The 26,337-nt window shown below is 70.5% G+C and carries 25 protein-coding genes; 11 read left to right on the top strand and 14 right to left on the bottom strand.

Going from position 1 to position 26,337, the window contains the following annotated elements:
* Positions 1-136: 136 nt before the first annotated feature.
* Positions 137-346 carry a cold-shock protein gene (locus ASF18_RS20930; RefSeq protein WP_055956856.1) on the bottom strand — a complete coding sequence of 70 codons (210 nt, stop codon included), beginning with the start codon at positions 344-346 and terminating at the stop codon, positions 137-139.
* A 289-nt stretch (positions 347-635) separates the two neighbouring features.
* Here ASF18_RS20930 and ASF18_RS20925 point away from each other — a divergent pair, with 289 nt between their 5' ends.
* Positions 636-1,025: a hypothetical protein gene (locus ASF18_RS20925; RefSeq protein ID WP_056212179.1), complete on the top strand. Its 390-nt coding sequence runs from the start codon at positions 636-638 to the stop codon at positions 1,023-1,025.
* Between the two features lie 7 nt (positions 1,026-1,032).
* On the opposite strand, the gene ASF18_RS20920 is transcribed toward ASF18_RS20925, so the two are convergent.
* Entirely contained in the window at positions 1,033-1,251 is a 219-nt protein-coding gene (locus ASF18_RS20920; protein ID WP_055957152.1) for a hypothetical protein, read from the bottom strand.
* 168 nt (positions 1,252-1,419) lie between these two features.
* Between ASF18_RS20920 and ASF18_RS20915 the strand changes: the two genes are divergently transcribed.
* Positions 1,420-1,995 carry a type 1 glutamine amidotransferase domain-containing protein gene (locus ASF18_RS20915; RefSeq protein WP_056354898.1) on the top strand — a complete coding sequence of 192 codons (576 nt, stop codon included), beginning with the start codon at positions 1,420-1,422 and terminating at the stop codon, positions 1,993-1,995.
* Between the two features lie 94 nt (positions 1,996-2,089).
* Here the strand turns inward: ASF18_RS20915 and ASF18_RS20910 are convergent, their stop codons facing one another.
* From ASF18_RS20910 to ASF18_RS20885, 6 genes are all read right to left on the bottom strand, one after another.
* Complete coding sequence (locus tag ASF18_RS20910; protein WP_056354894.1) at positions 2,090-2,386, bottom strand: hypothetical protein; 297 nt, start codon at positions 2,384-2,386, stop codon at positions 2,090-2,092.
* Between the two features lie 369 nt (positions 2,387-2,755).
* Positions 2,756-3,607: an NAD(P)-dependent oxidoreductase gene (locus tag ASF18_RS20905; RefSeq protein ID WP_056354891.1), complete on the bottom strand. Its 852-nt coding sequence runs from the start codon at positions 3,605-3,607 to the stop codon at positions 2,756-2,758.
* A 113-nt stretch (positions 3,608-3,720) separates the two neighbouring features.
* Positions 3,721-4,923 (bottom strand): pyridoxal phosphate-dependent aminotransferase, encoded by a 1,203-nt coding sequence (locus ASF18_RS20900; protein ID WP_056354888.1) that lies wholly within the window; start codon positions 4,921-4,923, stop codon positions 3,721-3,723.
* Positions 4,924-5,176: 253 nt separating this feature from the next.
* Positions 5,177-6,577, bottom strand: coding sequence for a sulfate adenylyltransferase subunit CysN (gene cysN, locus ASF18_RS20895; protein WP_056354885.1), 1,401 nt, complete (start codon positions 6,575-6,577; stop codon positions 5,177-5,179).
* A gap of 1 nt (position 6,578) precedes the next feature.
* Positions 6,579-7,535: a sulfate adenylyltransferase subunit CysD gene (gene cysD, locus ASF18_RS20890; protein ID WP_056212190.1), complete on the bottom strand. Its 957-nt coding sequence runs from the start codon at positions 7,533-7,535 to the stop codon at positions 6,579-6,581.
* Positions 7,532-8,359: a phosphoadenylyl-sulfate reductase gene (locus ASF18_RS20885; protein ID WP_056354881.1), complete on the bottom strand. Its 828-nt coding sequence runs from the start codon at positions 8,357-8,359 to the stop codon at positions 7,532-7,534. The genes cysD and ASF18_RS20885 overlap by 4 nt, the downstream gene beginning before the upstream one ends.
* A gap of 266 nt (positions 8,360-8,625) precedes the next feature.
* On the opposite strand from ASF18_RS20885, the gene ASF18_RS20880 reads away from it, so the two are divergent.
* The 5 genes from ASF18_RS20880 (at position 8,626) to ASF18_RS20860 (ending at position 14,134) form a co-directional block, all read left to right on the top strand.
* Complete coding sequence (locus ASF18_RS20880) at positions 8,626-9,132, top strand: Lrp/AsnC family transcriptional regulator (RefSeq protein WP_056212195.1); 507 nt, start codon at positions 8,626-8,628, stop codon at positions 9,130-9,132.
* A gap of 109 nt (positions 9,133-9,241) precedes the next feature.
* On the top strand, positions 9,242-11,017 hold the full coding sequence (locus tag ASF18_RS20875; protein WP_056354878.1) for a flavodoxin domain-containing protein: 1,776 nt from the start codon (positions 9,242-9,244) through the stop codon (positions 11,015-11,017).
* Between the two features lie 139 nt (positions 11,018-11,156).
* Positions 11,157-12,953, top strand: coding sequence for an NADPH-dependent assimilatory sulfite reductase hemoprotein subunit (locus tag ASF18_RS20870; RefSeq protein ID WP_082487866.1), 1,797 nt, complete (start codon positions 11,157-11,159; stop codon positions 12,951-12,953).
* Between the two features lie 217 nt (positions 12,954-13,170).
* Positions 13,171-13,368: a hypothetical protein gene (locus ASF18_RS20865; RefSeq protein WP_055956893.1), complete on the top strand. Its 198-nt coding sequence runs from the start codon at positions 13,171-13,173 to the stop codon at positions 13,366-13,368.
* 142 nt (positions 13,369-13,510) lie between these two features.
* Entirely contained in the window at positions 13,511-14,134 is a 624-nt protein-coding gene (locus tag ASF18_RS20860) for a TetR/AcrR family transcriptional regulator (protein WP_056354870.1), read from the top strand.
* 4 nt (positions 14,135-14,138) lie between these two features.
* Here the strand turns inward: ASF18_RS20860 and pyrF are convergent, their stop codons facing one another.
* The 4 genes from pyrF to ASF18_RS20840 form a co-directional block, all read right to left on the bottom strand.
* On the bottom strand, positions 14,139-14,834 hold the full coding sequence (gene pyrF, locus ASF18_RS20855) for an orotidine-5'-phosphate decarboxylase (protein ID WP_056354867.1): 696 nt from the start codon (positions 14,832-14,834) through the stop codon (positions 14,139-14,141).
* 79 nt (positions 14,835-14,913) lie between these two features.
* On the bottom strand, positions 14,914-15,558 hold the full coding sequence (locus tag ASF18_RS20850; protein ID WP_056354865.1) for a uracil-DNA glycosylase family protein: 645 nt from the start codon (positions 15,556-15,558) through the stop codon (positions 14,914-14,916).
* A gap of 61 nt (positions 15,559-15,619) precedes the next feature.
* Positions 15,620-17,839, bottom strand: a complete 2,220-nt coding sequence (locus tag ASF18_RS20845; protein WP_056354861.1) for a xanthine dehydrogenase family protein molybdopterin-binding subunit — start codon at positions 17,837-17,839, stop codon at positions 15,620-15,622.
* Positions 17,840-17,906: 67 nt separating this feature from the next.
* Complete coding sequence (locus ASF18_RS20840; protein WP_056212209.1) at positions 17,907-18,362, bottom strand: (2Fe-2S)-binding protein; 456 nt, start codon at positions 18,360-18,362, stop codon at positions 17,907-17,909.
* Positions 18,363-18,654: 292 nt separating this feature from the next.
* On the opposite strand from ASF18_RS20840, the gene ASF18_RS20835 reads away from it, so the two are divergent.
* A complete protein-coding gene (locus ASF18_RS20835) occupies positions 18,655-20,190 on the top strand; it encodes a HAMP domain-containing sensor histidine kinase (RefSeq protein ID WP_056212210.1) in 1,536 nt (511 codons plus the stop codon).
* Positions 20,191-20,195: 5 nt separating this feature from the next.
* Here ASF18_RS20835 and cobT read toward each other — a convergent pair whose 3' ends face one another.
* Entirely contained in the window at positions 20,196-21,233 is a 1,038-nt protein-coding gene (cobT, locus tag ASF18_RS20830) for a nicotinate-nucleotide--dimethylbenzimidazole phosphoribosyltransferase (protein ID WP_056212212.1), read from the bottom strand.
* 102 nt (positions 21,234-21,335) lie between these two features.
* Between cobT and cobS the strand changes: the two genes are divergently transcribed.
* The 3 genes from cobS to ASF18_RS20815 are packed head-to-tail and all read left to right on the top strand — an operon-like array spanning position 21,336 to position 23,107.
* On the top strand, positions 21,336-22,154 hold the full coding sequence (gene cobS, locus ASF18_RS20825; protein WP_056212214.1) for an adenosylcobinamide-GDP ribazoletransferase: 819 nt from the start codon (positions 21,336-21,338) through the stop codon (positions 22,152-22,154).
* Positions 22,155-22,205: 51 nt separating this feature from the next.
* Complete coding sequence (locus ASF18_RS20820) at positions 22,206-22,421, top strand: DUF1289 domain-containing protein (protein ID WP_056354859.1); 216 nt, start codon at positions 22,206-22,208, stop codon at positions 22,419-22,421.
* Positions 22,418-23,107 (top strand): TIGR02281 family clan AA aspartic protease, encoded by a 690-nt coding sequence (locus tag ASF18_RS20815; protein ID WP_056354856.1) that lies wholly within the window; start codon positions 22,418-22,420, stop codon positions 23,105-23,107. Before ASF18_RS20820 ends, ASF18_RS20815 begins: the two co-directional genes overlap by 4 nt.
* 78 nt (positions 23,108-23,185) lie before the next feature.
* Here ASF18_RS20815 and ASF18_RS20810 read toward each other — a convergent pair whose 3' ends face one another.
* The gene (locus tag ASF18_RS20810; protein ID WP_244472788.1) at positions 23,186-26,287 is read right to left on the bottom strand and encodes an autotransporter domain-containing protein; all 3,102 of its coding nucleotides are present in this window, start codon (positions 26,285-26,287) and stop codon (positions 23,186-23,188) included.
* Positions 26,288-26,337 lie beyond the last annotated feature (50 nt).

Genomic DNA, 26,337 nt, shown 5'->3' with positions numbered 1-26,337 from the left:
CGCGCGCGTCGTTGGTGTTGCGGGATATGCCGGATGCTAAACCCCTTCTCCCCAGAAGGGTGTCGGTCACCGGCGGCGGAGGCTTCGTGGGAAGCCCTTCAGGGTGACGCCAGCCCGGGGGCTGGCGCCGGGAGCATCAGGCCGCCTGGAGGTTACCAGCCGAGTCCTTGCCGCTGCGCTTGTCGGTCTGAATCTCGTAGGAGATCTTCTGACCCTCGATGAGGTTGCGCATGCCAGCGCGCTCGACTGCGGAGATGTGCACAAACACATCCTTGCCGCCGTCGTCAGGCTGAATGAAGCCGTAGCCCTTGGTCTCGTTGAACCACTTTACAGTGCCGGTATTCACGAAATAGATCCTCGTATCGTTCGTCGATCAACAGCCTGCGTCTGCTCGACACAAGCGGCAGATCCTCTTCGGTAGGCCTGACGGAATCAGCAGGACGTGAGACGCTTGCGGTACAAGATCCCAGCTCACCGATACCCGCTATCTCTCATGTAGTCCGATCATGCGGCGGCAACAAGGCGTTCTACCCGACGGAAACGACCCCGGTTCGGAGCGCCCCTAACGGCGTCCCCTGTGTTATTTGCGCGGCCCAGCGCATATAAGAGTTCCTGAGCAAGCGGTTAGGCGATTCATGGCGGGCATCTCGGTTTCCCTCGAAGGGGCGAACATCCAGCTTTCATTTCAGAAGGACGATCAGGCCACGGCCGTCGTGATGGATGCCCGGGCGGCTCGCGCCCTGGTGCGGGCGGTGGGCCAGCTTCTCACCGCCATCGACGAACCCGACGACAGCGATCTGCCCGAGGACATGTCCGACGAGGAGATTGCGATGCTCGACGTCACGTCGTCGGCGATCGAGATCGGTACGGACGAAAAAGGCCAGGCCGTCGTGGCCCTCCAGGCTGGCGCCCTGCCCCCGTTTCAGCTTCGCCTAACGGATGAAGAGGCCCGTCACGTGGCGACGAGCCTCTCCGAAATCCTAAGTGCACCGCGCGACGTGCGCGCGTCGCACGGGGACCACTGACCCCCCCCTACATCCGGACGCCGGGATCGGTCGGACCGCCCGGCAGGTAGTCCGGCTCCGAGCCCGGGCCGGCCGGCTCGTCGATCCCCGGATCGTTGACCGGATACGGCGTGCGCGGCCCCGTCGGTCCGATATCGGGCTGCTCGTCCGGCGGGGGCGGCGTCGGCAGATCGCCCGGAATTCCACCCGGCAGCGGCTCGGGAATCGGCAGGCCGGGATTGGCCATCTCGTGATTGGCCATGCGAAGCCTCCTGTCTGTCTAAGGTATGTGCGGACCAACACGGCCGAGCGCGGCCAGGTTCCCGCGCCCGAAGGGCCCGTCCGTTACCCGTGCGGAACCCGCATCTCATGTGACCTGTTCAGTGCCATATCTTTCGCATTCTGGAGACAATCCATGTCTGACATCAGGCAGGCCAAGGTCTTAATCCTCGCTACCGATGGCTTCGAGGAGACCGAGCTCACCGTCCCGCAGAGCAGGCTCAAGGAGGTCGGCGCCACCGTGCACGTCGCGGCGCCGCAGTCCCGCACGGCGAAGGAATCCATTCGCGGGTGGGACAAGACCGATTGGGGCAAGAACGTCGCGGTCGACAAGGATCTCGAGTCCGTGTCACCGCAGGACTACGATGCCCTCGTCCTCCCGGGCGGCCAGATCAACCCAGACAAGCTGCGCCTAGAGCCGAAGGCCCTCGCGGTGATCCGCAGCTTCCTGGATTCCGGCAAGCTGGTCGCTGCCATCTGCCACGCGCCCTGGCTGCTGATCGAGGTCGGCGCCGCGAAGGGACGCCGGATGACCTCGTTCGAATCGATCCGGACGGATGTGGTGAATGCGGGCGCGGACTGGACGGACGAGCCCGTCGTGTCGGACCGGGGCCTGATCACGAGCCGCAACCCTGACGACCTCGACGCCTTCTGCGCCAAGATCATCGCGGAGATCCAGGACGGCAATCACGCCAGCCGCGCCGCCGCCTGACCGATCCACGATCCCGTCGTCAACGGTCGCACGCCCCGGATTCGGGCGTGCGGTCCGTGGCATGGCCGGCTGACGGGCAGTCGGGACTTTGGTCCTAGCGCTTGACGGCCGTCTTCTGCACCTTCGCCTTCTCGGGCGCCGCACCGGCGAAGAGTTCGGAAAGGTGGCGCTGGTCGAGGGTCTTGGCAAAATCCGCAGCCGGCTCCGCCAGGATGGCAGGCTCTGCGTGCCGCGGCGTGATCGATCCGGTGATGATCGGGTCGGGAAGCTCCGCCTGAGCGCGGAGCGGAAGGGTCGGCTCGCGCTGCAGGCGCAAGGTCCAGTGAGCGGCGGTGGAGAGCGCAGCGACCGCGAGGATCGCCTTGATGCCGCCCGTCAGGAGGCGTCTCATAGTGGTCTGGCCCGAAACTACGCAGTGGCACACGACCGGTTCCCCGGCCGATCCCTACACTTGCCGAGGATCCTTAACGACCGGGACCGGGATGCAGCCGAAGACCGTCCCGGGATGAGACGGGGCCGATGAGGTGGGCCTTGCGCCAAGGCTGCGGTTCCTGTTCCCCGCGTCCCTGACACGCCTGTCGCCACCCGGCCCACTAGGCCTCACAGGAACCATGCAGAGAACTGGTCCGCACCGCCCCGTCACGACAAGCCCCGCTGCCATGCCAAGCCCGAGAGGGTTCGCGAAACCATCGAGCGCCTCGGCAGCAGGGACCGCCGATGTAGGCGGCGCCGATGAAGCCGGCAACCGGCTTCCCCCGCGTCATGACGGCTGCGACGATCCGCACGCCGCCGCGAAGGCTCGCAGGCGGGCGCTGTCACCCGCCTCGTCCGCGCCGGACAGACGCGCATAGAGGTCGGCCGCGCCGGCGAAGACCTGGCGCCCGGCGGCATCGTCACCGAGGAAATCGGCGATCTCGTGCATCTCGGCGACCCAGCGCTGGGCTTTGGGAAGCATGTCGGGAAGGCCGCGGGCGAAGCGCGCGAGGAGAGCCGGCTCGGTTTCGGCGAGCTCCGCCCGCAGGGCTTCGCCGGCGCCCGCCCGTTCGGCCCCCAGCACCATGAGGGCGGCCAGAGCGGTGAGGCCCTTGTTGATGCCCGCATAGGCCATCTTCAGGCCCGAGGCCGCGCCGATACCACCGGTATTCACCCTGAGGTCGACACCGAGGTCGCGAAGAGGTCGCGCGGATTCGGCGGCATCGCCCGACACGTGGAGGCGCGGACCGGGGGTGCCGGGTATCGGCGGCAGGCCGATGATCGCACCGTCGAGGAAGGCCGCCCCGGTCGGCGCGACGATCCCGGCGATGCGTCGGACCGTCACGACGTTCACCGCGTTGCAATCGACGTAGACGGGCTTGTGCGCCGCCGCCGCGAGGATCGGCGCCAGAGTGATGGCGAGGGCCTCGGCATCGGCCGGCGGGACGATGGAGAGCAGCAGGTCGGCCCGCATCAGGCCGGGCAAGTCGGTGTCGGTCATGCCGGCGGCGAGCGCCCGCGCCCGGGTCCCCGGGCTGCGTCCGTCGAGGACGGTCAGGACTTCGGCGCCGTTCCCGGTGAGGCGCGCTGCGAGTGCGCTCCCCATCGCGCCGGCGGCCAGGATGGCGATCGTCGTCATGGGCACGGACCTCCGGAAACAAGAACGACCGCGCCGCGGCTCTCGGCCGGGGCGCGGTCGTTCCAGGGACGCAAGATCCGGGCGAGGCCCGCGGGCCGCGCCGGACGCCGCCTTCAGCTCAGGGAGCCGCAGAAGCGCTGGATCCGGGTGCAGGCCTCTTCGAGGGCCGCGTTGGAGGTGGCGTAGGAGATGCGCAGGTTAGGGCCGAGGCCGAAGGCCGAGCCGTGGACCGCCGCGACGCCCTCCGCCTGGAGCAGCTCCACCACGAAGTCCTCGTCGGTCGCGATGGTCTTGCCCGCCGGGGTCTTGCGCCCGATGGTCTCGGCGCAGGACGGATAGACGTAGAACGCGCCCTCGGGCGTCGGGCACTTGAGGCCCTTGGTTTGGTTCAGCATCGACACCACGAGGTCGCGGCGGGTGTGGAAGGCCTTGCGGAACTCGGCGAGGTGGGCCTGCGTCCCCTCGAGGGCCGCCACCGCGGCCCATTGCGAGATCGTCGAGGCGCCGGAGGTCTGCTGGCCCTGGACGAAGTCCATCGCCTTGATCAGGTGCTCGGGGCCGGCGGCGTAGCCGATGCGCCAGCCGGTCATGGCGTAGGCCTTGGAGACGCCGTTCATCGTCAGCGTGCGCTCGTAGAGGCCCGGCTCGATCTGGGCCGGGGTGACGAATTCGAAGTCGCCGTAGGTCAGGTGCTCGTACATGTCGTCGGTGAGCACCCAGACCTGCGGGTGGCGCATCAGCACGTCGGTGATCTTCTTCAGCTCGTCGCGGGCATAGGCCGCGCCGGAGGGGTTCGAGGGCGAGTTGAGGATGATCCACTTGGTCTTGGGGGTGATCACCCGCTCCAGCTCCTCGGGCTGCAGCTTGAAGTCATGGGCCATGTCGGTCTCGGCGAAGACCGGGGTGCCGCCACACAGCACCACCATCTCCGGGTAGGAGACCCAGTACGGACGCGGGATCACCACCTCGTCGCCGGGGTTCAGGGTGGCGAGGAGGGCGTTGTAGATGACGTGCTTGCCGCCGGTGCCGACGATGGTCTGGGACGGCTTGTAGTCGAGCCCGTTCTCGCGCTTGAACTTCTTGGCGATGGCCTCGCGCAGGGACACGATGCCGGAGACGGGCGGGTACTTGGTCTCGCCGCGCCGGATCGCCTCGATGGCCGCATCCTTGATGTGCTGGGGGGTGTCGAAATCCGGCTCTCCGACGGAGAGGCTGATCACGTCCATGCCCTGCGCTTTCAGCTCGCGCGCCTTCTGCGTCATCGCGATGGTCGCGGACGGCTTCACGCGGGACAAGGCGTCGGCCAGAAAGCCCATGGGTGGTCACTCCCGTCTGTTTTCGAAGGTCGGATCGAGCGGCGCGGACCCTAGTCGCGCCGTCGCGCACGGGCAAGGGAGATGGGCAAGGGAGATGGGCGAGGGAGATGACCCTCGCCGCATCGATCCCCCCTTGCAAACGGCACCGGCGCGCAGCGAACGCAAACCGCCGCGGCTCCGGGAGGAGCCGCGGCGGTGAGGCCGTCGGGGGTGGTCCCGCGGGCCCGGCGCTGCCGGGCCGGGTCCGGACCCGTCAGATTCCGCCGAAGACCCAGCGCAGCTTCGACAGGAAGCCGCCGCCGGAGCGCGTCTCGCGCACCTCCGCGGGCTCGTCCTTGACCGGGGTCGCCGCCGCATCGGCCTGGATCAGGCCGAGGGCCGCCGTGTCGGTGGTCTCGCGGTCGATCAGGATGAAGCCGCCGGTGTCGCGGTTGGCCGTGTAGGCGTCCACCGCCACCGCCCGGTCGAGGGTCAGGGTCACGTCGGCGATGTCGTTGGCGGTCAGGCGCGCGGCCGGCTCGGGGTTGCCGGTCTCGGGATCGATCCGGGTCCGGATCGTGGTGACGACGGCGTTCACCGTCACGGTCCCGATCTTGGCGAGCAAGGTGGCGCCGGGCAGCAGCTCGGTCTCGGCCGCCCAGAACAGGCGGGCGTCGAGGCTGTCCGTCACCCGCATCGGGGCGTCCGCGGTGACGATCACCGAGCCGCGCGAGGCGTCGATCTCGTCGGCGAGCACCAGGGTCACCGACTGGCCCTCCACCGCATGCGGCAGGTCGCCGTCGGCGGTGACGATGCGGGCGATGGTCGAGGTCCGGCCCGAGGGCTCGACGATGACGGCGTCGCCCGGGGCGACGCGGCCGCTGGCGATCAGGCCGGCGAAGCCCCGGAAATCCGAGTTCGGCCGGTTCACCCACTGCACCGCCATGCGGAACGGGGCGGCCTGCTCCTCGACGCGGACCGGGACCTCTTCGAGGTACTGGAGCAGCGGGGTGCCGGTGTACCAGGGTGCGGCGGCGCCCGGCAGCACGACGTTGTCGCCGTTCTTGGCCGAGAGCGGGATCGCCCGGATCTCGCTGAAGCCGAGGGGGCCTGCGAAGGCGTTGAAGGCCGACAGGAGCTCCTCGAACCGGGTCTGCGACCAGCCGACGAGGTCCATCTTGTTCACGGCCAGCGCCACGCGCTTGATCCCCAGCAGGGAGACCAGAAGCGCGTGCCGCCGGGTCTGCCGGGTGAGACCCTGGCGGGCATCCACCAGGATCACGGCCACGTCCGCCGTGGAGGCGCCGGTGGCCATGTTGCGGGTGTACTGCTCGTGGCCGGGGGTGTCCGCCACGATGAAGGAACGCTTGTCGGTGGAGAAGAAGCGGTAGGCGACGTCGATGGTGATGCCCTGCTCGCGCTCGGCCTGGAGGCCGTCCACGAGGAGCGCCAGGTCGATCTCCGCGCCCTGCGTGCCGTGTTTGCGCGAGTCGCGCTGCAGGGCTGTCACCTGGTCGTCGAAGATCTGCTTGGTGTCGTGCAGCAGGCGGCCGATCAGGGTCGACTTGCCGTCGTCGACGGAGCCGCAGGTGATGAAGCGCAGGACTTCCTTGTTCTGGTGGGCGGACAGGAACGCGTCGTAGCCGAAGGCTTCGGGTGACTGGTGGATCGTCATCTTAGAAATAGCCCTCCTGCTTCTTCCGCTCCATGGCGCCCGCGCCGTCCTTGTCGATGACCCGGCCCTGGCGCTCCGAGGTGCGGGCGGCCAGGGTCTCGCCGATGATCTCCGGCAGGGTCGCGGCGCCGCTCTCGACGGCACCGGTTAGGGGATAGTCGCCCAGCGTCCGGAAACGGACCGACACCTCCTGGGGCGTCTCGCCGGGGTTCAGCGGCAGCCGGTCGTCGTCGACCATGATGAGCTGGCCCTCGCGCTCCACCACCGGGCGGGGCTTGGCGAAGTAGAGCGGCACGATCGGGATCTGCTCCTGCTCGATGTAGAGCCAGACGTCGAGCTCGGTCCAATTCGAGAGCGGGAACACGCGCAGCGACTCACCGCGCTTCTTGCGCATGTTGTAGAGGTGCCAGGGCTCGGCGCGCTGGCGCTTCGGGTCCCAGCGGTGCTGCGCCGTGCGCAGGGAAACGATGCGCTCCTTGGCGCGCGAGGCCTCCTCGTCGCGCCGCGCGCCGCCGAAGGCCGCGTCGAACTTGTGCTTGTCCAGGGCCTGGCGCAGGGCCTGGGTCTTCATCACGTCGGTGTGCACCTCCGAGCCGTGGCTCACCGGACCGATGCCGCGGGCGAGACCGTCCTGGTTGGTGTGCACGATGAGGTCGAGGCCGAGTTCCTTCGCGCGCTGGTCGCGGAAGGCGATCATCTCCTTGAACTTCCAGGTGGTGTCGATGTGCATCAGCGGGAACGGCAGGCGCCCCGGCGCGAAGGCCTTCAGCGCCAGGTGCAGCAGCACCGAGGAATCCTTGCCGATGGAATAGAGCATCACCGGGTTCTCGGTCTCGGCGACCGTCTCCCGCATGATGTGGATGCTCTCGGCCTCCAGGCGCTGAAGGTGGGTGAGCCGGGCGGACCGGCTCGCCCCTTGGGCGGTGGCCGCGTGGGTGGTGAGGGGGGCGGCGCTCATCGGGCCATCTCCAGGGCGTTCGAGGTTCGGGTCGTTTCGAAGGCGGCCGCTTCGTGGCCGGGCGCGACATTCCGTTCGGGCGATCGCTCGTCGGGTGGCTGCTCTTCGGGGGCGTGGACGTGCAAGCCGCATTCCTTCTTGGACGCCTGTTCCCACCACCAGCGGCCGGCGCGCTCGTCCTCGCCGACGCGGATCGCCCGGGTGCAGGGTGCGCAGCCGATGGAGGGGAAGCCGCGATCGTGCAGCACGTTGTAGGGCACGTAATTGTCCGCGACGAAGCGCTCGACGTCGGCGCGGGACCAGTCGGCCAGGGGGTTGATCTTCAGGAGGCCCCGCCCCTCGTCGGCCTCGGCCAGGGGCGTGTCGGCCCGGTTGGCCGACTGCCCGGCCCGCAGGCCCGTGAGCCAGCCGGCAGCGCCCGCGAGGGCTCGGCCCAGGGGCTCGACCTTGCGGAAGCCGCAGCAGGCCTGCCGGGCGGCGACCGAGTGGCGGAACCCGTTGATGCCGGACTCGGCCACGAAGCGCTCCTCGGCCTCGCGCTCGGGCGCATAGGCGCGGATGCGGATGCCGTAGGCCGATTCGGTCTCGGTCCAGGTGTCGTAGGTCTCGGGGTAGAGCCGCCCGGTGTCGAGGGTGACGATCTCGGTCCGGCCCTTGTGCATCGCGACCGCGTGCGTGAGCGCCTGGTCCTCGATGCCGAGGCTGGTGGTGAACACGATCCGGCCCGGCACCGTCGCCTCGATCAAGGCGATCCGGGCCTTCAGGTCGCGGCCCGCCATCGCGGACGCGAGGTCCCGCGCCGCGTGTTCCAGTTGAGAGCTCATGAGAGACTTCGCGATGTACCGTGGTGGAGGTGGCTTGGTGGCGAATGTGGCGATGTGACTTGTCTGGCACCTGAAATGTTCGCTATAACGAACGCTGTCAAGGCATGGCGGCCATCGATACCGGGCAACTCCCCGGTGTCGCGCCCCCATTGCCGAAACGGGCCGCAGGGGCATTCTGTTGCTCGACGAAGGAAATTCCTTCTCATTATGCGGCCACGATGTGCCGACCAGCACGTCGCCGCGTCTCACGAACCCGCGAGGCCAGCTTGGATTCGATCGACCTGAAGATCCTGGCGCTGCTGCAGCAGGACGCCACCCTGTCCATCGCCACCATCGGCGAGAAGGTCGGCCTGTCGCAGACGCCCTGCTGGAAGCGCATCCAGCGGCTGGAGGCGGACGGCGTCATCGATCGGCGCGTCGCCGTGCTCGATCCGGTGAAGCTCGGCCTGGGCCTCACCGTCTTCGTCTCCATCGAGACGGCGGATCACTCGCGCGAATGGCTGGAACGCTTCGCCGAGACCGTCTCGGCCATGCCGGAGGTGCTCGAGTTCTATCGCATGGCCGGCGACGTGGATTACATGCTCCGCGTCGTCGTCGCCGATATGCGCGCCTACGATACGTTCTATAAGCACCTCATCGCGACTCTGCCCCTCAAGAACGTGACCTCCCGGTTCGCGATGGAAAAGGTCAAGTCCACCACCGCCCTGCCCCTTCCGGCCCCGCCCGCCAACGGACGCTTCACGCCGACGCTGTCGGTGGTGGCCGGGGAATAAAATTCTCTTTCGCCCTGCACACGCAGGCAGCTCCTTCTACCGTGACGTCGTTCTGTAAAACGGACAACCCCGTTGACAGCCGGCCTCTCAGGACGACATGGCTTCCCACATGGCACGACACGCGATCATTCCCCGCACGGCTCCCTTCGGCGACACCGAACGCGCGAGCCTCGACGCCGTCCTCGGCGCCGCCTCCCCGATTCAGCGGGCCTGGCTCGCGGGCTTCCTCGCCGGCCTCGACGCCAGCGGTGCGCCGCAGGCCGCCACCGTCCCGGCCGCGCCGCCCAAGGCCGCCGAGCCGCTGACCATCCTGTTCGCGAGCGAGTCGGGCAACTCCGAGAAGCTCGCCGGCGACATGGCCAAGCTCGCCCGCAAGAACGGCTTCAAGCCGAAGGTCCTCGACTTCGCCGATCTCGACATCGCCAGCCTCGCCAAGGAGAAGCGCATCGTCGCCATCGCGGCGACCTGGGGCGAAGGCGAGCCGCCGGCCCGGTCCGTGCGCGCCTACAACGAACTGATGGCCGACGGTGCGCCGCGCCTCGACGGCGTGTCCTTCGGCGTGCTGTCCCTCGGCGACACCTCCTACGCGGAGTTCTGCGCCATCGGGAAGGCGCTCGATGCCCGCTTCGAGGCCCTGGGGGGCACCCGGGCCCATGACCGCGCCGACCTCGACCTCGATTTCGAGACGCCGGCCGCCGCCTGGATCAAGGATACCCTCAAGGCACTGGCGCCGCCCCCGAGCGCCGACAACGTCGTGGCGGTGGACTTCGCCGCGCGCGCTGCCGGCGACGAGGACGAGGAGGCCGAGCCGAGCCGCGAGCCCCGGGTCGTGGAGGTCATCGACCACGTCAACCTGAACTCGTCGCGCTCCGACAAGGAGACGATCCACCTCGCCCTTGAATTCGAGGACGGCGCGCCCGCCTACGAGCCCGGCGATTCCCTGGAGATCTATCCGGAGAACGACCCGGCCCTGGTGGACGAGATCCTGGCGGCCACCGGCCTGTCCGGCGACGCGGCCCTGCGCCAGGCCCTGCTGGCCGAGCGCGACATCACCACCCTGTCGGCCACCACCGTCGAGCGCTTCGTCAAGGCGACGGGCCATGCCGAGGCGCAGAAACTCATCGACAGCGGCGAGGCCAAGGCCTGGATCGAGGGGCGCCACCTCATCGACCTCATCCAGAGCTTCCCGGCCCCCGTCACGGCCGAGCACCTGACCACCATCACCCGGCCCCTGCCGCCGCGGGCCTATTCCATCGCGTCCTCCCGCAAGGAGGTGGGCGACGAGGTCCACCTCGTGATCGCGGCCGTGCGCTACGAGACCCACGGCCGGGCGCGCAGCGGCGTCGCCTCGACCCACGTGGCCGACCGGATCCGCAACGGCGCCAAGCTGCGGGTGAAGCTGAAGCCCAACCGGCACTTCCGCTTGCCGCAGGACCCGGCCACCGACATCATCATGGTCGGCCCCGGCACCGGTGTCGCGCCGTTCCGCGCCTTCGTGCAGGAGCGCCGCGCCGTCGAAGCGCCCGGCCGCTCGTGGCTGTTCTTCGGCGACCGGCACTTCACCCACGACTTCCTGTACCAGCTCGAGTGGCAGGAGGCCCTGGAGGACGGGTCGCTGTCGCAGATCGACGTGGCCTTCTCGCGCGACCAGCCCGAGAAGGTCTACGTGCAGGACCGGATCGCCCAGCACGCCAAGGAGGTCGTCGCTTGGCTCGACGGCGGCGCCAGCTTCTACGTCTGCGGCGATGCCACCCGGATGGCCAAGGACGTGCGCAACGCCGTGGTGAAGGCCTTCCAGGACGTGAAGGCCCTCAGCCCCGCCGAGGCCGAGGCCGCCGTCGCCGCCCTGGAGCGCGCCCACCGCTACCAGCAGGACGTCTACTGAGACCCCTCCCTCCCCCTTGTGGGGAGGGACCAAGGGTGGGGGTGGTGCAGGATCGAGCGCTCGCGGTGCCTCCTGCACCACCCCCACCTCCAGCTCCTCCCCACAGGGGGGAGGAGAGTTCCCGAACCGGATGCCCGCCATGGCCGACAAGACCACCACCCGCACCTACGAGACCCCGCCCACCGACCGCCCGATCTCGGAAGCGGAAGCGGCGCGCGCCGCGGGCCTGGCCGCCAACGAACACATCAAGATCGCCAGCGGCTACCTGCGCGGCACCCTGGCGGACGGCCTCCTCAAGCACGCCACCGGCGCCATCTCCGAGGATGACGGTCAGCTCGTGAAGTTCCACGGGATGTACCTGCAGGACGACCGCGACATCCGGGCCGAGCGCACCAAGAAGAAGCTCGAGAAGGCCTACAGCTTCATGATCCGCCTGCGCATCGCCGGCGGCGTCGTCACCCCGAAGCAGTGGCTGGCGCTGGACGAGATCGCCACGACCTATGCGGGCGGGGCGCTCCGGGCGACCACGCGCCAGACCTTCCAGTACCACGGCGTCATCAAGTCGAACCTGAAGCGCACGATGGCGGCCATCGACGCGACGCTCCTCGACACCATCGCGGCCTGCGGCGACGTCAACCGCAACGTGATGGCGGCGACCAACCCGGCCCAGACCGGCGCCCACAAGGCCGCCTACCAGCTCGCCAAGGACATCTCGGACTCGCTCCTGCCCAAGACCAGCGCCTGGCGCGAGATCTGGCTCGACGGCGAGCGCGTGGTCGGCGGCGAGGACGCGGCGGAGATCGAGCCGATCTACGGCAAGACCTACCTGCCCCGGAAGTTCAAGACCGTGGTCGCCGTGCCGCCCTCCAACGAGGTCGACATCTTCGCCCACGATCTCGGCTTCATCGCCATCCTCGACGAGAAGGGCGGGGTGACGGGCTGGAACGTCACGGTGGGCGGCGGCATGGGCATGACCCACGGCGAGACCGACACCTTTCCGCGCACCGCCGACGTGATGTGCTTCGTGGCGCCGGAGGATGCCCTGAAGGTGGCGGAAGCCGTGATGACGGTGCAGCGCGACTGGGGCAACCGCAAAGTCCGCAAGAACGCCCGCCTGAAGTACACCATCGAGCGCTACGGGCTCGCCGCGTTCCGGGCCGAGGTGGAGACGCGCGTCGGCAAGCCGCTCGCCGACCCGAAGCCCTTCGCCTTCACGGCCAACGGCGACCGCTACGGCTGGACCGAGGGCGACGACGGGCGCCACCACCTCACGCTCTACGTCGCCTCGGGCCGGATCAAGGACTACGAGAACGGCCCGCAGCTGCTCACCGGCCTGCGCCGGATCGCCGAGATCCACGAAGGCGACTTCCGCCTCACCGGCAACCAGAACGTCATCATCGCCAACGTGCCGTCCGAGAAGCGGGCGGAGATCGAAGCCCTGGTGGACCAGTACGGCATGCTGAAGGGCGCCAGCGCCCTGCGCCGCAACTCCATGGCCTGCGTCGCCCTGCCGACCTGCGGCCTGGCCCTGGCCGAGAGCGAGCGCTACCTGCCGAGCCTGATGGACGAGCTGGAGGCGAGCCTCGCCTCCCACGGCCTGCAGGACGACGAGATCACCATCCGGATGACCGGCTGCCCCAACGGCTGCGCCCGGCCGTTCATCGCGGAGATCGGCCTCGTCGGCCGCGGGCCCGAGCGCTACCACCTCTATCTCGGGGCGGCCTTCGACGGCTCGCGCCTCGGTAAGCTCTACGCCGAGGACGTCACCGCCTCCGAGATCAAGACCCTCCTCGACCCGCTCTTCGCCACCTATGCCCGGAACAAGGAGGCCGGCGAACGGTTCGGCGATTACCTGATCCGCGACGGCTACGTGACCCGGACGACCAACGGCCCGGATTTCCACGACAGCACGGGCGCGCTGAAGAGCGCCGCCTGATCCCGGAGCGCCCGGGCTCCGTGACGCCGGGAGGCCATCCCCCCGCGGCCACGGACCCGGTGGCAATCTCCGCAAGACCAGGATAGCTGCGGCGCACCATCGGACAGTGCAGCGCGGGGACGCCCAAAGCTAACGGTCAAGCTCGAACTTCGTTAACCGGGAGCGCAACCGTTCCCGTGCCGGCCCGTTGTCTGGTGAGACAGCCGGGGAGGCCCTCATGGCCAAGCATGAGATCTTGAATTTCTTCGAACATCGGCGCGACGGCGCCTGGGTCTGCGTGAAGCCCTTCACGTTGACGACCAAGAGCAGCAGCGTCGACATCCGCCAGGGGATGCGCTTCGACTACGGCAAGCGGATCGGCGGCGTCGATCTGGCCGAGTACCTGGAACAGCTGGGCTCGCAGTTCGGATCCTGATCCGTTCCGATCCGGTTCCAGCCCGAAACTGTCCGGCGTCGCGCGGTGCCGGGCCGCGTCATGCGTCGGCAGGCCATCGGCGAGGGACGGTAGGGCGCGGCGTATTTTTGACGCCAGCGTGGCAACAGCCTAGTTAAAAGCCATGACCCGTACAGCGGCCCTCGTCCGCGACATCCCCGACGAAGCGGCCCCCACCACGCGCTGCCGCATTCTCGCGACGGCGGAAGAGGCGTTCCGGCTCGTCGGGTACCAGAAGACCACCGTCGCCGACATCGCCAAGACGCTGCGGATGAGCCCGGCCAACGTGTACCGCTTCTTCGAGTCGAAGAAGGCGATCCACGAGGCCGTCATCAAGCGCCTGATGGACGACACGGAGCAGCGGGTGGCCCAGGCCGCCGCCGCGCCGGACCGGACCGCCGCCGCGCGGATCGCCGGGGTCGTCACGGTCATGCACCAGGCCTGCGTCGAGCGTTGCGAAGCGAACCCGCGCCTCCACGAGATGGTGGAAGCGGCCATCACCGAGAGCTGGGACGTCTGCCGCGCCCATGTGGACCAGATCGGCTCGGTCCTGCGCGAACTCGTCCAGGCGGGGGTGGCGGCCGGCGAGTTCGACGTCGCCGATCCGTCGACCGCGGCGGCCTGCATCCATACCGCCGTCATCCGCTACTGCCATCCCGCCCTGGTCAGCCATTACCCGGACGCGGGTGCCCCGCCCCTCGAAGCGATGATCGCCTTCCTGCTGGGAAGCCTGCGCGCCAGGAGCTGAACCCCTATCGCATCTCCGCGACGATGCCCTGCGCCACCGCGCGGGGGTCCGCCGCCTGGGTGATGGGACGCCCCACCACGACGTGATCGATCCCGATCCGGCGCGCCTCGCCGGGCGTCATGACGCGCTTCTGGTCGCCCGCCTCGGCGCCCGCCGGCCGGATGCCGGGGGTGACGATGGCGCGGTCCGCCCCGATCCGGGCGCGCACCGCCGGGGCCTCGGCGGCGCTGCAGACGATGCCGTCGATCCCGGCCTCCGCCGCCTGGCCGGCGCGCCGGGCCACGAGGTCCGCCACCGGCAGGGCATAGCCCGCCTCGACCGCATCGGCATCGTCGTAGGAGGTCAGCACCGTGACGGCGAGGATCCGGGGGCCGTTCGCACCCCGGCCCCGGATCGCCGCCCGCATGGTCTGCGGATAGGCGTGGACGGTGAGGAAGGTGGCGCCGAGGTCGGTGAGGGCCCGGACCCCCTCCTCCACGGTGTTGCCGATGTCATGGAGCTTGAGGTCGAGGAAGACCTTGTGGCCGGCGGCGGCCAGGCGCGGCACCAGGGCGAGCCCGCCCGCATAGGCCAAGCGGTAGCCGATCTTGTAGAAGGTCGCCGCATCGCCGATCCGGTCGACCAGACGCTCGGCCTCGTCCACGGTGCCCACGTCGAGGGCGACGATCAGGCGGTCGCGCGGGTCCAGCAATGCGGTCATGGGGCTCTCCGGTTCCGCCGCGAGCGATCCCGCGCAGGGCCGCTCCTGTCAACGGGCAATCCCGCCGGGGGGAACGCCGTCAACGGGGCGCCATCGCCCGCGCCACCTCGGCCTTCAGGACCGGCAGCAGCTCGGCCTCGTACCAGGGATTGGCCTTGAGCCAGCCGCTGTTGCGCCAGGAGGGATGGGGCAGCGGCAGAACCCGCGGCGTGCCGGGGCTCGCCAGGATCTCGCGCCAGCGCCGGACCGTGTCGGTGAGCCCGGCCTTGGCGCGGCCGAGATGCCAAGCCTGCGCGTATTGCCCGATCACCAGGATGAGTTCGAGGTTCGGCAGGCCGGCGAACAGCTCGTCCCGCCAGCGCTCGGCGCATTCCCGGCGCGGGGGTTTGTCACCCCCCTTCGCGTCGTAGCCGGGAAAGCAGGCCCCCATGGGTACGATGGCAAGGCGGCGCGCGTCGTAGAAGGCCGCCTCGTCGAGGCCGAGCCAGTCCCGCAGGCGGGTGCCCGAGGGATCCATGAAGGGGATGCCGCTCTTGTCGGCCCGGTTGCCGGGCGCCTGGCTCGCGACGCAGAGCCGGGCCGAGGCCAGGCCCTGGACGATGGGGCGCGGCTCCTGCGGCAGGGGCGCGCCGTAGCGCGGCGCATCCCGGCAGATCCGGCAGGCGCGCAGGCGCGCCACGGTGGCGTCGAAGGGCGTCTCGATGGGCTTGATCTCGGAGAGCATGATGCCCTCCGAGATAGGCGGCGCCGGAGCCGCGGGCGAGGGCCCGTGTCGTCGCGCCGGCTCAGGCCCCCTTCAGGCCGCTGAGGTCGAGGGGCAGCGAGCGCAGGCGCTGGCCGGTGGCGGCGAAGATCGCGTTCGAGATCGCCGGGGCGATGACGGGCACGCCGGGCTCGCCGATGCCGGTGGGCGCGGCGGTGGAGGGCACGATGTGGACCTCGACCACCGGCATCTCGCTCATCCGGGTCGGCTCGTAGGCGTCGAAGTTCTTCTCCTGCACCACGCCGTCCTTGAGCGTGATCTTGTTGCGCAGGACCGAGGACAGGGCGAAGCCCACGGCGCCCTCGACCTGGGCGCGGATCACATCCGGGTTGACCGCGATGCCGACATCCACCGCCGCCACGATGCGGTTCACCTTCACCTTGGCGTCCTCGGCCGTCACGTCCGCCACCATGGCCACGTAGGAGCCGAAGGATTCGTGCGCCGCGACGCCGAGGCCGCGATTCTTGTCGCGATTCTTGTCGGCGCCCTTCTTCGGATCCCAGCTGGCCTTCTCGGCGGCGAGCTTCAGGGTGGCGGAGAGGCGCGGCGCGCCCCCCAGCAGCCCGAGGCGGTAGGCGACGGGATCGGCGCCGGCCGCGTGGGCGAGCTCGTCGATGAACACCTCCATCGCCTGGGCGGTGTGGGTGTGGCCCACCGAGCGCCACCACAGCACCGGCACGCCCTCGCGGGCGTTGTGGACCTCGAAGCGGTAGGCGGGCAGCGCGTAGGGGGTGTCCGAGGCGCCCTCCACCGTGGTCGCGTCGACGCCGTCCTTCACGATCATGGTCTCGAAGGCGGTGCCGATCATGATCGACTTGCCGATGGTCCGGTGCTCCCAGCCCGTGATCCCGCCCTTGGCGTCGAGGCCGGCGCGGAGGCGGTGGACCACCATCGGCCGGTAGAAGCCGCCGGCCATGTCGTCCTCGCGGGTCCAGACGAGGTGGACGGGAGCCTTGCCGCCGGTGGCGCGGACGATGGAGGCGGTCTCGGCGAAGTAGTCGGCGCCCGGGGTCGCACGCCGGCCGAAGGAGCCGCCGGCCCATTGCGTGTGCAGCCGGACCTTGTCGGTGGTCACCCCGAGCGTGGCCGCCACCACGGCCTGCTCGATCGTCTGGAGCTGGCAGCCGGCGAAGACGTCGTAGGTGCCGTCCGAGGCCTTCTCGATGGTGGCGTTCAGGGGCTCCATCGCCGCGTGAGCGAGGTAGGGGAAGGTGAACTCGGCCTCCAGCACCTTGGCCGAGCCGGCGATCGCGCCGGCGGCGTCGCCCTTCTTCGAGGCGACGAGGCCGGGCGTCTCCAGGCGCTTGCGGTGATCGGCCAGGATCGCGTCGGACGAGCGGGTCTCGGCCGCGCTGTCGTCCCAGGTGATCTTGAGCGCCTCGCGGCCCTTCATGGCCGACCAGGTGTCACGCGCCAGCACCGCGACGCCGGTGGGGATCGTGAGCACGTCGACCACGCCCGCCACCGCGCGGGCGGCCTTGTCGTCGACGGTCTTCACGGTGCCGCCGAAGCGGGGCGCATGGGCCACCACCGCGGTCAGCTGCCCGGGGCGGCGGATGTCGAGGGAGTAGATCGCCGTGCCGTCGGTCTTGGCCACCGAATCGGTCCGCGGCACCTTCTTGCCGATGAGGGTGAACTGGCTCGCCTCCTTGAGGCGCGGTTCCTTCGGCACCGGCTGGGCCGCGGCGGCTTCCGCGAGTTCGCCGAACCGGGCCTGCCGGTTCGAGGCCGCGTGGCGCACCGTGCCGGATTCGACCGTGATCTCGGAGGCCGGGACCGTCCAGCGCTCGGCGGCCGCCGCCACCAGCATGGCGCGGGCGGCCGCCCCCGCCTTGCGCAGCTGGACCCAGGAATTGGCGATGGCGGTGGAGCCGCCGGTGCCCTGGACGGGGCCGAAGGCGAAGTTGTTGTAGAGCGTGGCGTCGGCCGGCGCGAAGGTGGTGCGGATGGTGGCCCAGTCCGCATCGAGCTCGTCGGCCAGGATGGTGGCGAGGCCGGTGGTGTTGCCCTGGCCCATGTCGAGGTGCTTGATCACCACCGTCACGGTGTCGTCGGCGGCGATCCGCACGAAGGCGTTCGGCATCGGCGGCAGGGCCGAGAGGTCGGGGCCGGGGGCGGCCTGGGCGAACTTCGCCGGGTCGAGGGTGAAGCCGATGACGAGGGCCCCGGCGGCCACGGCGCCTCCGCCCAGGAAGGCGCGGCGGGACGGCACGGGCGGGGCGGCCTGACGGACCTTCAGCATGGGGGGCTCCAGTTCAGACGCGAGAGTCGGAAAGATCGGGAATTCGGGGTCGCGGCGGGCCTGAGGCTCAAGCGAGGGTTCGCGCCGCCTCGTGGATCGCCGCGCGGATGCGCTGGTAGGTGCCGCAGCGGCAGACGTTGCCGTCCATGGCCCCGTCGATGTCGGCATCGGTGGGCTTCGGGTTCCCGGACAGGAGGCCGATCGCCGACATGATCTGACCGGACTGGCAGTAGCCGCACTGGACCACGTCGAGGCCGCGCCAGGCGGTGCGCACCGCTTCGGCGACCTTGCCGGAGACGCCCTCGATGGTGGTGATCTGGGCCGCGCCCACATCGCCGATGCGGGTCTGGCAGGCGCGGACGGGCTGGCCGTCGAGATGGACCGTGCAGGCGCCGCACTGGGCGATGCCGCAGCCGTACTTGGTGCCGGTCTGGTTGAGGTGGTCGCGCAGCGCCCAGAGGAGCGGCATCTCCGGGTCGGCATCGACCTCGTGGGAGACCCCGTTGACGGTGAGTTTCAGCATCTCGGCCTCCCGATCGCAGTTTGGAACGAGGCTAAGCGTTGCTTGATCGTAACCATGTGCGGCAGCACACCCCGGCAGACCGTATTCCATCGCCGCGCCGTGGCCACGCGCCCCTGAAATCCTTGCCGGAATCCTGTTCACAGGCCGCCGCCGTGATGCGGATTCCGACAATCCGCCCGGTTCCGGCAGGCGCTTCTTAACATATCCGGCGCAGGTTCCGAGCGGTTGTATCCCGGCCTCTCCGCGGTCCCGATCTCGACCGCGACGCCCCCTCCGACTCCTCGCGACGGTGATGACCGACCTGACTGCCGAGATGATTCAGCGCGGCCGCGGCCCCTCCGCCCAGGAGGCGGCCCGTCGACGCGAGGTCGCGCGCGACATGCGATCGGCGCGGGAGAAGCTCACCTCGACGAGCGGGCTGGAACGTGCCTTCGACTACGAGCTGATCCGGGTCTACGCGCAGTACCGATCGGGCGCGGTCATCCCCCTGGCGCTGCTCGGCCTCGCGGTGGCGGGGATCGCGGCGGTCTGGACCCCGCCGGCCCTCGCGGCGGGCTGGGGGCTGTGCCTCCTGGCGACGGTGACGGTCTCCAAGCTGCTCACGCGCCGCTTCCTGGCCCAGGACCCGGACCTCGTCTCGGTGCGGAGCTGGCGCCGCACCTTCATGGCCGCGGAGTTCCTCCAGAGCACGGCCTGGGCGATGATGGTGCTGGTCGGCGCCTCCGGGGCGCGGACCTTCGTGTTGTTCGGCCTCGTCATCGTGGCCGCCATGGCGACGATGCTGGCCGCGACCCTGCCGGCCGCCGCCGGGGCCGCCCTGGTGCCCCTGTGCATCGCCGCCCTCTCGCTCCTGGCGGTGTCCCAGGACATGAACACGATGATGCTGGTCACCATGGTGGTCGGCGCGCAGCTGTTCTTCCTCGGCCTCGGGCGCCGCGTCTACGCCTCGACGGTGGAGGCGCTGCAATCCCAGGCGGAGAAGGATTCGATCTTCGGCGAGCTCGAGCAGGCCAAGGCCAATTCCGACGAGGCCCGCCGCCGCGCCGAGGAGGCCAACCTCGCCAAGTCCCGCTTCCTGGCCACCATGAGCCACGAGCTGCGCACGCCGCTCAACGCCATCCTGGGCTTCTCCGAGGTGATGAAGAACGAGGTGTTCGGCGTCCACGTCGCGCCCTCGTACAAGGAATACGCCTCCGACATCCACGACAGCGGAATGCACCTTCTCAACCTGATCAACGAGATCCTCGACCTCTCGCGCATCGAGGCCGGGCGCTACGAGCTCAACGAGGAGGCGGTTCAGCTCGGGCACGCCGTGGAGGAGTGTCGCCACATGATGAGCCTGCGCGCCCGCGGCAAGAACCAGGTCGTCCACGAGTTCATCGACGGCAGCCTGCCCCGGCTCTGGGCCGACGAACGGGCCCTGCGCCAGATCGTGCTGAATCTCCTGTCGAACGCGGTGAAGTTCACGCCGCCGGGGGGCGAGATCACCATCAAGGTCGGCTGGACCTCGTCCGGGGGCCAGTACGTCAGCGTGAAGGACAGCGGCCCCGGCATCCCCGAGGACGAGATCGGCACCGTGATGTCGTCCTTCGGACGCGGTTCGCTGGCGATCAAGACGGCCGAGCAGGGCTCGGGTCTCGGCCTGCCCATCGTGAAGGGCCTCGTGGACCTGCACGGCGGCAACTTCCAGCTGAAGTCGAAGCCGCGCGAGGGCACCGAGGTCGTGGTGATCTTCCCCGCGAGCCGCGTGATGGAGACCCTGCCGGCGCTGGAAGTACCGGGGGAATCCCAGGCCGCCCCCGCCGAGAAGCGCGCCCGGGCCGCCTGAGGGCGTCAGCCCGCGCTGCGCTCCGAGACCCCGGCCTGGGCGAAGGTCGCCATGTCCCGGTGGCAGGCGAGCGCGCCCTTGAGGAGGCCCAGGGCCAGGGCCGCGCCGGAGGCCTCGCCGAGGCGCATCCCGAGAGCCAGCAGCGGGACGAGGCCCAGGCGCTCCAGCACGTCCGCATGCGCCCCCTCCGCCGAGACGTGCCCGGCGAGGCAATGGTCGAGGAGCGTCGGGTCGAGCCGGTGCAGGAGCGCGGCGGCGGCGGTCGCCACGTAGCCGTCAAGCACCACCGGCACCCGCTGCAGGCGGGCCGCCAGGATCGCCCCCGCCATGGCGGCGATCTCGCGGCCGCCGAGGCGCGCCAGGATCTCCAGGGGATCGTCGAGGTGGCCGGCATGCTGGGCGAGGGCCGCCTCCACGGCCGCGACCTTGCGGGCGAGCCCCGCCGCGTCGACGCCGGTTCCGCGCCCGACCCAATGGGCGGCCTCTCCCCCGTAGAGGGCCGCGTAAATCGCCGCCGCCACGGTGGTGTTGCCGATGCCCATCTCGCCGAGCGCCAGGCAATCGGTCCCGGCGGCCACCGCCTCCATCCCGAAAGCCATGGTGGCGACGCAGGCCTTCTCGTCGAAGGCCGGCCCGACCGTGATGTCGCCCGTGGGCATGTCGATGGCGAGGTCGAACACCTTGAAGCCCAGGCCGTAGGCGGCGCAGATCTGGTTGATCGCCCCGCCGCCGGCCGCGAAGTTGTCGAGCATCTGGCGGTTCACCGCATCCGGGAAGGCCGAGACGCCCCGGGCGGTGACGCCGTGGCTGCCGGCGAAGACGCAGACGAGGGGACGGTCGAGGCTCGGCTGGCCCTTGCCCTGCCAAGCGGCGAGCCAGGAGACGAGATGTTCCAGGCGCCCCAGGGAGCCGGCGGGCTTGGTCAGGGTGGCGTCGCGCTCGGCCACCATCGCCACCGCGTCCCGGTCCGGCCCCGGCAGGGATTCGACGAGGCGGCGGATGTCGCCGAAGGGGCTCTCGGGGGCGGTCGTCTCGGAGGTCATGGAGCGATTCCGGTGGCCGGCCCCGGTGCCAGGATGGCGGGCCGCCCGTCGCGGGAGCTATAACGCTCCGGGCACGGGTGGTGAAGGCGAGGCAGGGTCGCGATGAACGAGGAGGCCGAACCCGCCTTTCCGGGGGCCCGCCTGGCCTACGACCTGGCGGGCTGCCTGCGCTTCTACTCCCGCCTGCCCGTGCCGGCGCTGCCCGGCGAGGGCGACCCGCACGCGGTCCCGGACTTCCGCACCCTCCCCCGGATGCTGCCCCTGGCGGGCTTCCTCCTCGGCCTGCCCGGAGCCGGGGTGCTGCTCGCCGCCTGGGGCCTCGGCCTCGGGCCCTTCCTCGCCGCCGCCCTCGCGGTGACGGCGGGCGTCCTGGTGACGGGGGCCCTGCACGAGGACGGCCTCGCCGACGTCGCCGACGGATTCGGCGGCGGGACCACGCCCGCCCGGCGCCTGGAGATCATGCGCGACAGCCGCATCGGCGCCTATGGCGGCGTCGCCCTGATGCTGTCCCTGGCCTTGCGGATCGGCGCCCTGGCGACGCTCCTCGACCGGGTCGAGCTCCTGGCGGCGCCGGCCCTGCTGCTGGCCGCCGCGCTCTCGCGCAGCGCCGCCCTGGCGCCCCTCGCCCTGCTGCCGCCCGCCCGTGCGGACGGCGCCGGCGCCGCCGTGGGACGTCCGAGCCGGCGGACCCTGGCCACCGCCGGGGCCCTCACCCTCCTCGTCGCCCTGGTGGCCCTAGTCCTCGGCCTTCCGGTGCCCGGCCTCGTCCTGATGCTCGGTCTTGGCCTCGGCGCGTCCCTCGCGGTCACCGCCCTGGCGCGACGGATGATCGGCGGGCAGAGCGGCGACGTGGTCGGTGCCGCCCAGCAGGCGGCCGAGATCGCCGCCCTCATCGGTCTCCTGGCGGCGGTCCCCGCCTGATCCGCGGCCGGACTTGATCCGGACGCCATGGCCCTGGCATGGACAGGGGCGATGACCCAGCCCCGCCCCAAACCCTCCAGCCCCTGCACGAAGCTCTGCCTCCTCGATGCGGCCACCGGCCTGTGCGAGGGCTGCGGCCGCACCCGCGACGAGATCGCCCTGTGGGGCTCGATGTCGGAGCCCCAGCGCCGGGCGGTGATGGCCACGCTCGACGCACGCCTGCGGAACGCCTTCCCGACCCGGGCCCTGGCCCCGGCGGCGTCATGATCCTGGTCGGACTGGTCATCCTGGGCGGCGCCCTGGCGGTGCTGCTCCTGTCCGATGACACCCAGCGCATCGCCGGGATGGAGCCGGACCAGTTCGCCCAGCTCGCCATGAGCGCCGGCCTCCTCGCCGTGGTGGCGGCGGGATTCTGGCACCAGTTCCGGGGCCGCGTGAGCGCGAACCTGACGGCCCTGCTGCTCTGGGGCGCCCTTGGGGCCGCCCTGGTGGCCGGCTACGCCTACCGCGACGACGCCCGGATCATCGGCGACCGCATGCTCGGGGCCTTGCGCCCCGGCAGCGCGGTGACGGGGTCGGACGGCACGGTGACGATCACCCGGCGCAGCGATGGCAACTTCCACGTCCGGGCCGAGGTGAACGGCCAGCCCCAAGGCTTCCAGTTCGACACCGGCGCCAGCTCCGTGGTGCTCACCGCCGAGAGCGCGGCCGCCCTCGGCATCCGCCCGGCGGAGTCCGAATTCAGCGTCCGGGTCTCCACCGCCAACGGCGTCACCGTGGCGGCCCCGGCCTTCCTCGACAGCCTCCGGGTCGGGGGTATCGTCGCGCGGCGGGTCCCGGCCCTGGTGAGCCGGCCGGGCGCCCTGCGCGAAAACCTCCTCGGCATGAGCTTCCTCGACCGCCTCGCTTCCTTCGAGGTCCGCGGGGACCGGCTGGTGCTGCGCGGCCGCTGAGGTTCTTCGCCGAAGGAGACGCCGCCCGGCCGACGGGGCGGGCGGCGTCTTCGCGTCTCCGACCCGGCCGGTCGCGTCTCAGAACCGGTAGGTGAAGCTGCCCTTCACCGCGTGGTCCTGGGCGCGTTCGCCGACCTGGCCGGTATAGGCCACGCCCAGGGTGGTGGCGCGGCCCACCCGCATGTCGAGGCCGGCCTCGGCCACCAGCGCGTCCCGGCCGATCGGCGTGCCGGCCACGAGGAAGCTCGGACCGGTGCCGAAGCCGAGGAGCGCCTTCGGCACCACGTCGCCATAGGCCCGGCGATAGCCCATCAGACCGTGCAGGGACACCGGCGCCCCGGAGCCCAGGCCCAGGTCCAGGCTGGTCTGGCCGCGCACGCCCACCGTGGAGGTCGCCACCTCGGTGGTCTGCGCCGCGCCGGTCAGGGCGGCGAGCCCCCCGGTCTCGGCGAAGCGGTCGCGCCCGATCGACACGTAGGCCCCGCCCACGAAGGGCTCGAGGTAGGTCGGCTGCAGGGCGGACGCCTGGAGCGCGAGCGCCGGCGCCGCACCCAGCACGATCCGGTATCCGATTTCGCCGAAGCCCTGCACGGTGGAGCCGCCGATGCGGGCCGTGTCGCTGTCGGAGAGGCCCGCGAAGGTCACCGCCCGGCGCAGGCGGCTCGCCTGGTCGGCATAGACCGCGCCGAGGCGCAGGGCGAAGGCCCCCCGCGCGAAGCCGCCATAGACGCCGCCGAAGCCGCTCTCGATCGTGCCGGAGGCGAGCCGTCCGGCGCTGTCGAGGCTGGTCAGCGTGTAGCCGCCCGTGAACCCCAGGCGGAAGCCGGTTTCGAGGCGCAGATCGGCGCCGAGCACGAAGCCGGAGGTCTGGCGCGACAGGGACGCGGCGTTGCCGTCACCGCGGGTCTGGCCGAAGCTGCCGAAGCCCTGGCCCCAGAGCCCGAACACCTGCGGATCGAGCACCCGCATGGGCACGGGCACCACCGGGGCGGCCCGGCCCGGCAGGTCGGCGGTGTAGGTCGCAGGAAGGGCGCCGTAGTCGGCGGCCTCGCCCGTGCCCCAGCGCAGGCGGTCGAGGATCGCTTCGCGCACGAAGAAGGCGGTCTCGAACTGGGCGCCGGCCGCGCTGGCGTGGATGTCGCCGGTGAGCGCCCCGAAGGCGGCGCGGGCCTCGGGCGTGCTCAGCCCGACGGTGCGGCCGTAGAGGGCGGCGCCCGCCCCGGCCGCCTGGATGGCGTCGGCGACGCTGCCCTGGTTGCGGGTCTGGGCGATGGTGGAGAAGGCGACGTCGTTGCGGGTCAGGGTCAGGTCGACCGCGTTCGCGCCATAGCCCAGGGTGGGCGTCAGGAAGGCGAAGTTGGCGGTGACGCCGGAGAACTGGCCCTGCACGCCGCCGGCGGCGGTCAGGACGGTGTAGCGGGTGCGCGGATCGTAGGCGCCGTCGGCCGCCAGCACCTGGACGGTGCCGCCCGACAGCGTCGCGGTGCCCGCCACGGCGAGGCGGTCGGCCTGGCCGGCGGCGTTGGCCTCGACCCGGAAGGTGGTGCCGGCGGCGAAGGCGGCGTTGCCGGCCACGTTCAGGGTGCCGATGGAATTGCCCGGCGCCACCACGGCCCCGGACTGGGCCACGAGCCCGCCCACCGTGCCGGTGCCGCCGAGAAGACCGCCCGTGCCCACCGTGACGGTCCCCGCGATGGTGCCGTTGGCATAGAGGGCCCCGGTCTGGCCGACGGTGACGTCGGTGGCGACAAGGTCGCTCGCGGCCATCGACAGCGTGCCGACGACGTTCCGGAAGTAGCCGGCGGCGCTGTAGAGGTCGATGCGCGCCCAGTAGCTCAGCGGCATGCCGTAGAAGGCGCTGAGCGCGTTCGTCTCGGTGTTGACGATGATCTGATTGATCGTGCTGTCCTGGAGCGCGCCATAGAGGCCGCCTTTCGGCGCGATCTGCGCGGCCGCGCTGCTGCTACCGCCATACAGAGGCGCAAGCAGAATGGCGGCATCCGGCCCGCCGGCAGGTGCGGCTTCGCGCGGCGCCTCGGCGAAGGTGAGGACCGGCAAACCATAGGTCAGGCGCGACTGGTACAAGGCCTGATTGGCGGCGGACGGGAGATAGGGGTTGCCCCCCGTGTTGGCCGCGCTCGTGGCGCAGGTCGCGACGGCGGCGCCGCAGCCGGCCGACAGGTAGCTCTGGAGTTCGCCCTGGGCCTGGGTGAAGAGCGAGGTCAGGTTGATGGCCGTGCCGGTGGTGGCGGCATTGTCGATATAGGCCGGGTTGGTGAAGGCCTGCGCGAGATTATAAGCCGAGAAGGCGCGACTTCCGATGATGTCGAGCGGATAATGGACGCCGAGCACGATGCGGCTGTCGCCGTATTCCGAGCCGCGCATGAGCATGCTCTGGTAGAGCGACGGCGTCAGCATGCCGAGCAGAATCGAGTCGGTAATCCCGTAATTGGTGTGGCCGCTGGGGAACGAAGGGTTGGTGGTCAGGCCATTGATCGAGGTCGGATCGAACGGGTCGATGCCGTTCGGACGGACCTGGACCGGGCGCGAACTCCCGTAGACGTCCTGTCCGGCTTGCGTGTTGGTCACGCCGGCGGCGATATCGAGGACGCTCGTCGTCGTGTTGGGCAGCCCGTTGAAGCGGGGCAGCGTGTATCCGGCAGGCGCGACGGCGGGAACCGGGACATAGCCGGCCGGCGTCACGCTCGGATTGTTGGCCGCACCGTTGGCGAAGTAGTTCTTCGCGACGCCCAGATCGGAGCTGGTAAACTTGTAGGCCCGGTTCAGGAAATCAAAAGTCCGGGCCAGCGGTCCCTTCGTGTCCGTGCTGGCGCGGATGCCCTGCTGATAGAGCGGACCCAGCACCGGGCCGTAACCGCCCACCGGCTGGATCGGGTTGATCGTGCCCGGCATTCCCGGATTGCTCTGGATGGCCTGGAGCGGGAGGCCGCCGGCCAGATTGTCGGCCGGTCCGAGCTTCACCACCGATCCGTCGACCAGGGTGATCGAGCCGAGGAAGGGGGTGCCGCCCGGCAGGGCCTTGCCGCTGATGGCGAGGGCGCGCTGGTCCGGCGTCGACTGGTTGTTGATGGCGATGGCTTGCGAGAGGTTGCCTTGCAGCGTCGCCTGGCCAATCGCACTGGCGTTCAGGGATAGGAACGGTGCGAGCAGGTTCAGCACATTGGCATTGGACGGCGTGATAGTCGCGGTCTGTGCCTGCGCCGAGGCTA

It is taken from the genome of Methylobacterium sp. Leaf89 (assembly GCF_001422215.1).
In the GTDB taxonomy this organism is placed as follows: domain Bacteria; phylum Pseudomonadota; class Alphaproteobacteria; order Rhizobiales; family Beijerinckiaceae; genus Methylobacterium.
Note: the sequence above shows the minus strand (reverse complement) of the source record. Positions and strands in the feature narration are given on the sequence as shown.

Excerpts from the sequence above, each read along its gene's own strand:
- ASF18_RS20905 (WP_056354891.1), bottom strand. The coding sequence starts at position 3,607 with ATGACGACGATCGCCATCCTGGCCGCCGGCGCGATGGGGAGCGCACTC.
- ASF18_RS20835 (WP_056212210.1), top strand. The coding sequence starts at position 18,655 with ATGACCGACCTGACTGCCGAGATGATTCAGCGCGGCCGCGGCCCCTCC.
- ASF18_RS20840 (WP_056212209.1), bottom strand. The coding sequence starts at position 18,362 with ATGCTGAAACTCACCGTCAACGGGGTCTCCCACGAGGTCGATGCCGAC.
- cysD (WP_056212190.1), bottom strand. The coding sequence starts at position 7,535 with ATGAGCGCCGCCCCCCTCACCACCCACGCGGCCACCGCCCAAGGGGCG.
- ASF18_RS20870 (WP_082487866.1), top strand. The coding sequence starts at position 11,157 with ATGGCCGACAAGACCACCACCCGCACCTACGAGACCCCGCCCACCGAC.
- ASF18_RS20875 (WP_056354878.1), top strand. The coding sequence starts at position 9,242 with ATGGCACGACACGCGATCATTCCCCGCACGGCTCCCTTCGGCGACACC.
- ASF18_RS20900 (WP_056354888.1), bottom strand. The coding sequence starts at position 4,923 with ATGGGCTTTCTGGCCGACGCCTTGTCCCGCGTGAAGCCGTCCGCGACC.
- ASF18_RS20885 (WP_056354881.1), bottom strand. The coding sequence starts at position 8,359 with ATGAGCTCTCAACTGGAACACGCGGCGCGGGACCTCGCGTCCGCGATG.
- ASF18_RS20865 (WP_055956893.1), top strand. The coding sequence starts at position 13,171 with ATGGCCAAGCATGAGATCTTGAATTTCTTCGAACATCGGCGCGACGGC.
- pyrF (WP_056354867.1), bottom strand. The coding sequence starts at position 14,834 with ATGACCGCATTGCTGGACCCGCGCGACCGCCTGATCGTCGCCCTCGAC.
- ASF18_RS20815 (WP_056354856.1), top strand. The coding sequence starts at position 22,418 with ATGATCCTGGTCGGACTGGTCATCCTGGGCGGCGCCCTGGCGGTGCTG.
- ASF18_RS20925 (WP_056212179.1), top strand. The coding sequence starts at position 636 with ATGGCGGGCATCTCGGTTTCCCTCGAAGGGGCGAACATCCAGCTTTCA.
- ASF18_RS20910 (WP_056354894.1), bottom strand. The coding sequence starts at position 2,386 with ATGAGACGCCTCCTGACGGGCGGCATCAAGGCGATCCTCGCGGTCGCT.
- cobT (WP_056212212.1), bottom strand. The coding sequence starts at position 21,233 with ATGACCTCCGAGACGACCGCCCCCGAGAGCCCCTTCGGCGACATCCGC.
- ASF18_RS20920 (WP_055957152.1), bottom strand. The coding sequence starts at position 1,251 with ATGGCCAATCCCGGCCTGCCGATTCCCGAGCCGCTGCCGGGTGGAATT.
- ASF18_RS20860 (WP_056354870.1), top strand. The coding sequence starts at position 13,511 with ATGACCCGTACAGCGGCCCTCGTCCGCGACATCCCCGACGAAGCGGCC.
- cysN (WP_056354885.1), bottom strand. The coding sequence starts at position 6,577 with ATGACGATCCACCAGTCACCCGAAGCCTTCGGCTACGACGCGTTCCTG.
- ASF18_RS20820 (WP_056354859.1), top strand. The coding sequence starts at position 22,206 with ATGACCCAGCCCCGCCCCAAACCCTCCAGCCCCTGCACGAAGCTCTGC.
- ASF18_RS20915 (WP_056354898.1), top strand. The coding sequence starts at position 1,420 with ATGTCTGACATCAGGCAGGCCAAGGTCTTAATCCTCGCTACCGATGGC.
- ASF18_RS20845 (WP_056354861.1), bottom strand. The coding sequence starts at position 17,839 with ATGCTGAAGGTCCGTCAGGCCGCCCCGCCCGTGCCGTCCCGCCGCGCC.
- ASF18_RS20850 (WP_056354865.1), bottom strand. The coding sequence starts at position 15,558 with ATGCTCTCCGAGATCAAGCCCATCGAGACGCCCTTCGACGCCACCGTG.
- cobS (WP_056212214.1), top strand. The coding sequence starts at position 21,336 with ATGAACGAGGAGGCCGAACCCGCCTTTCCGGGGGCCCGCCTGGCCTAC.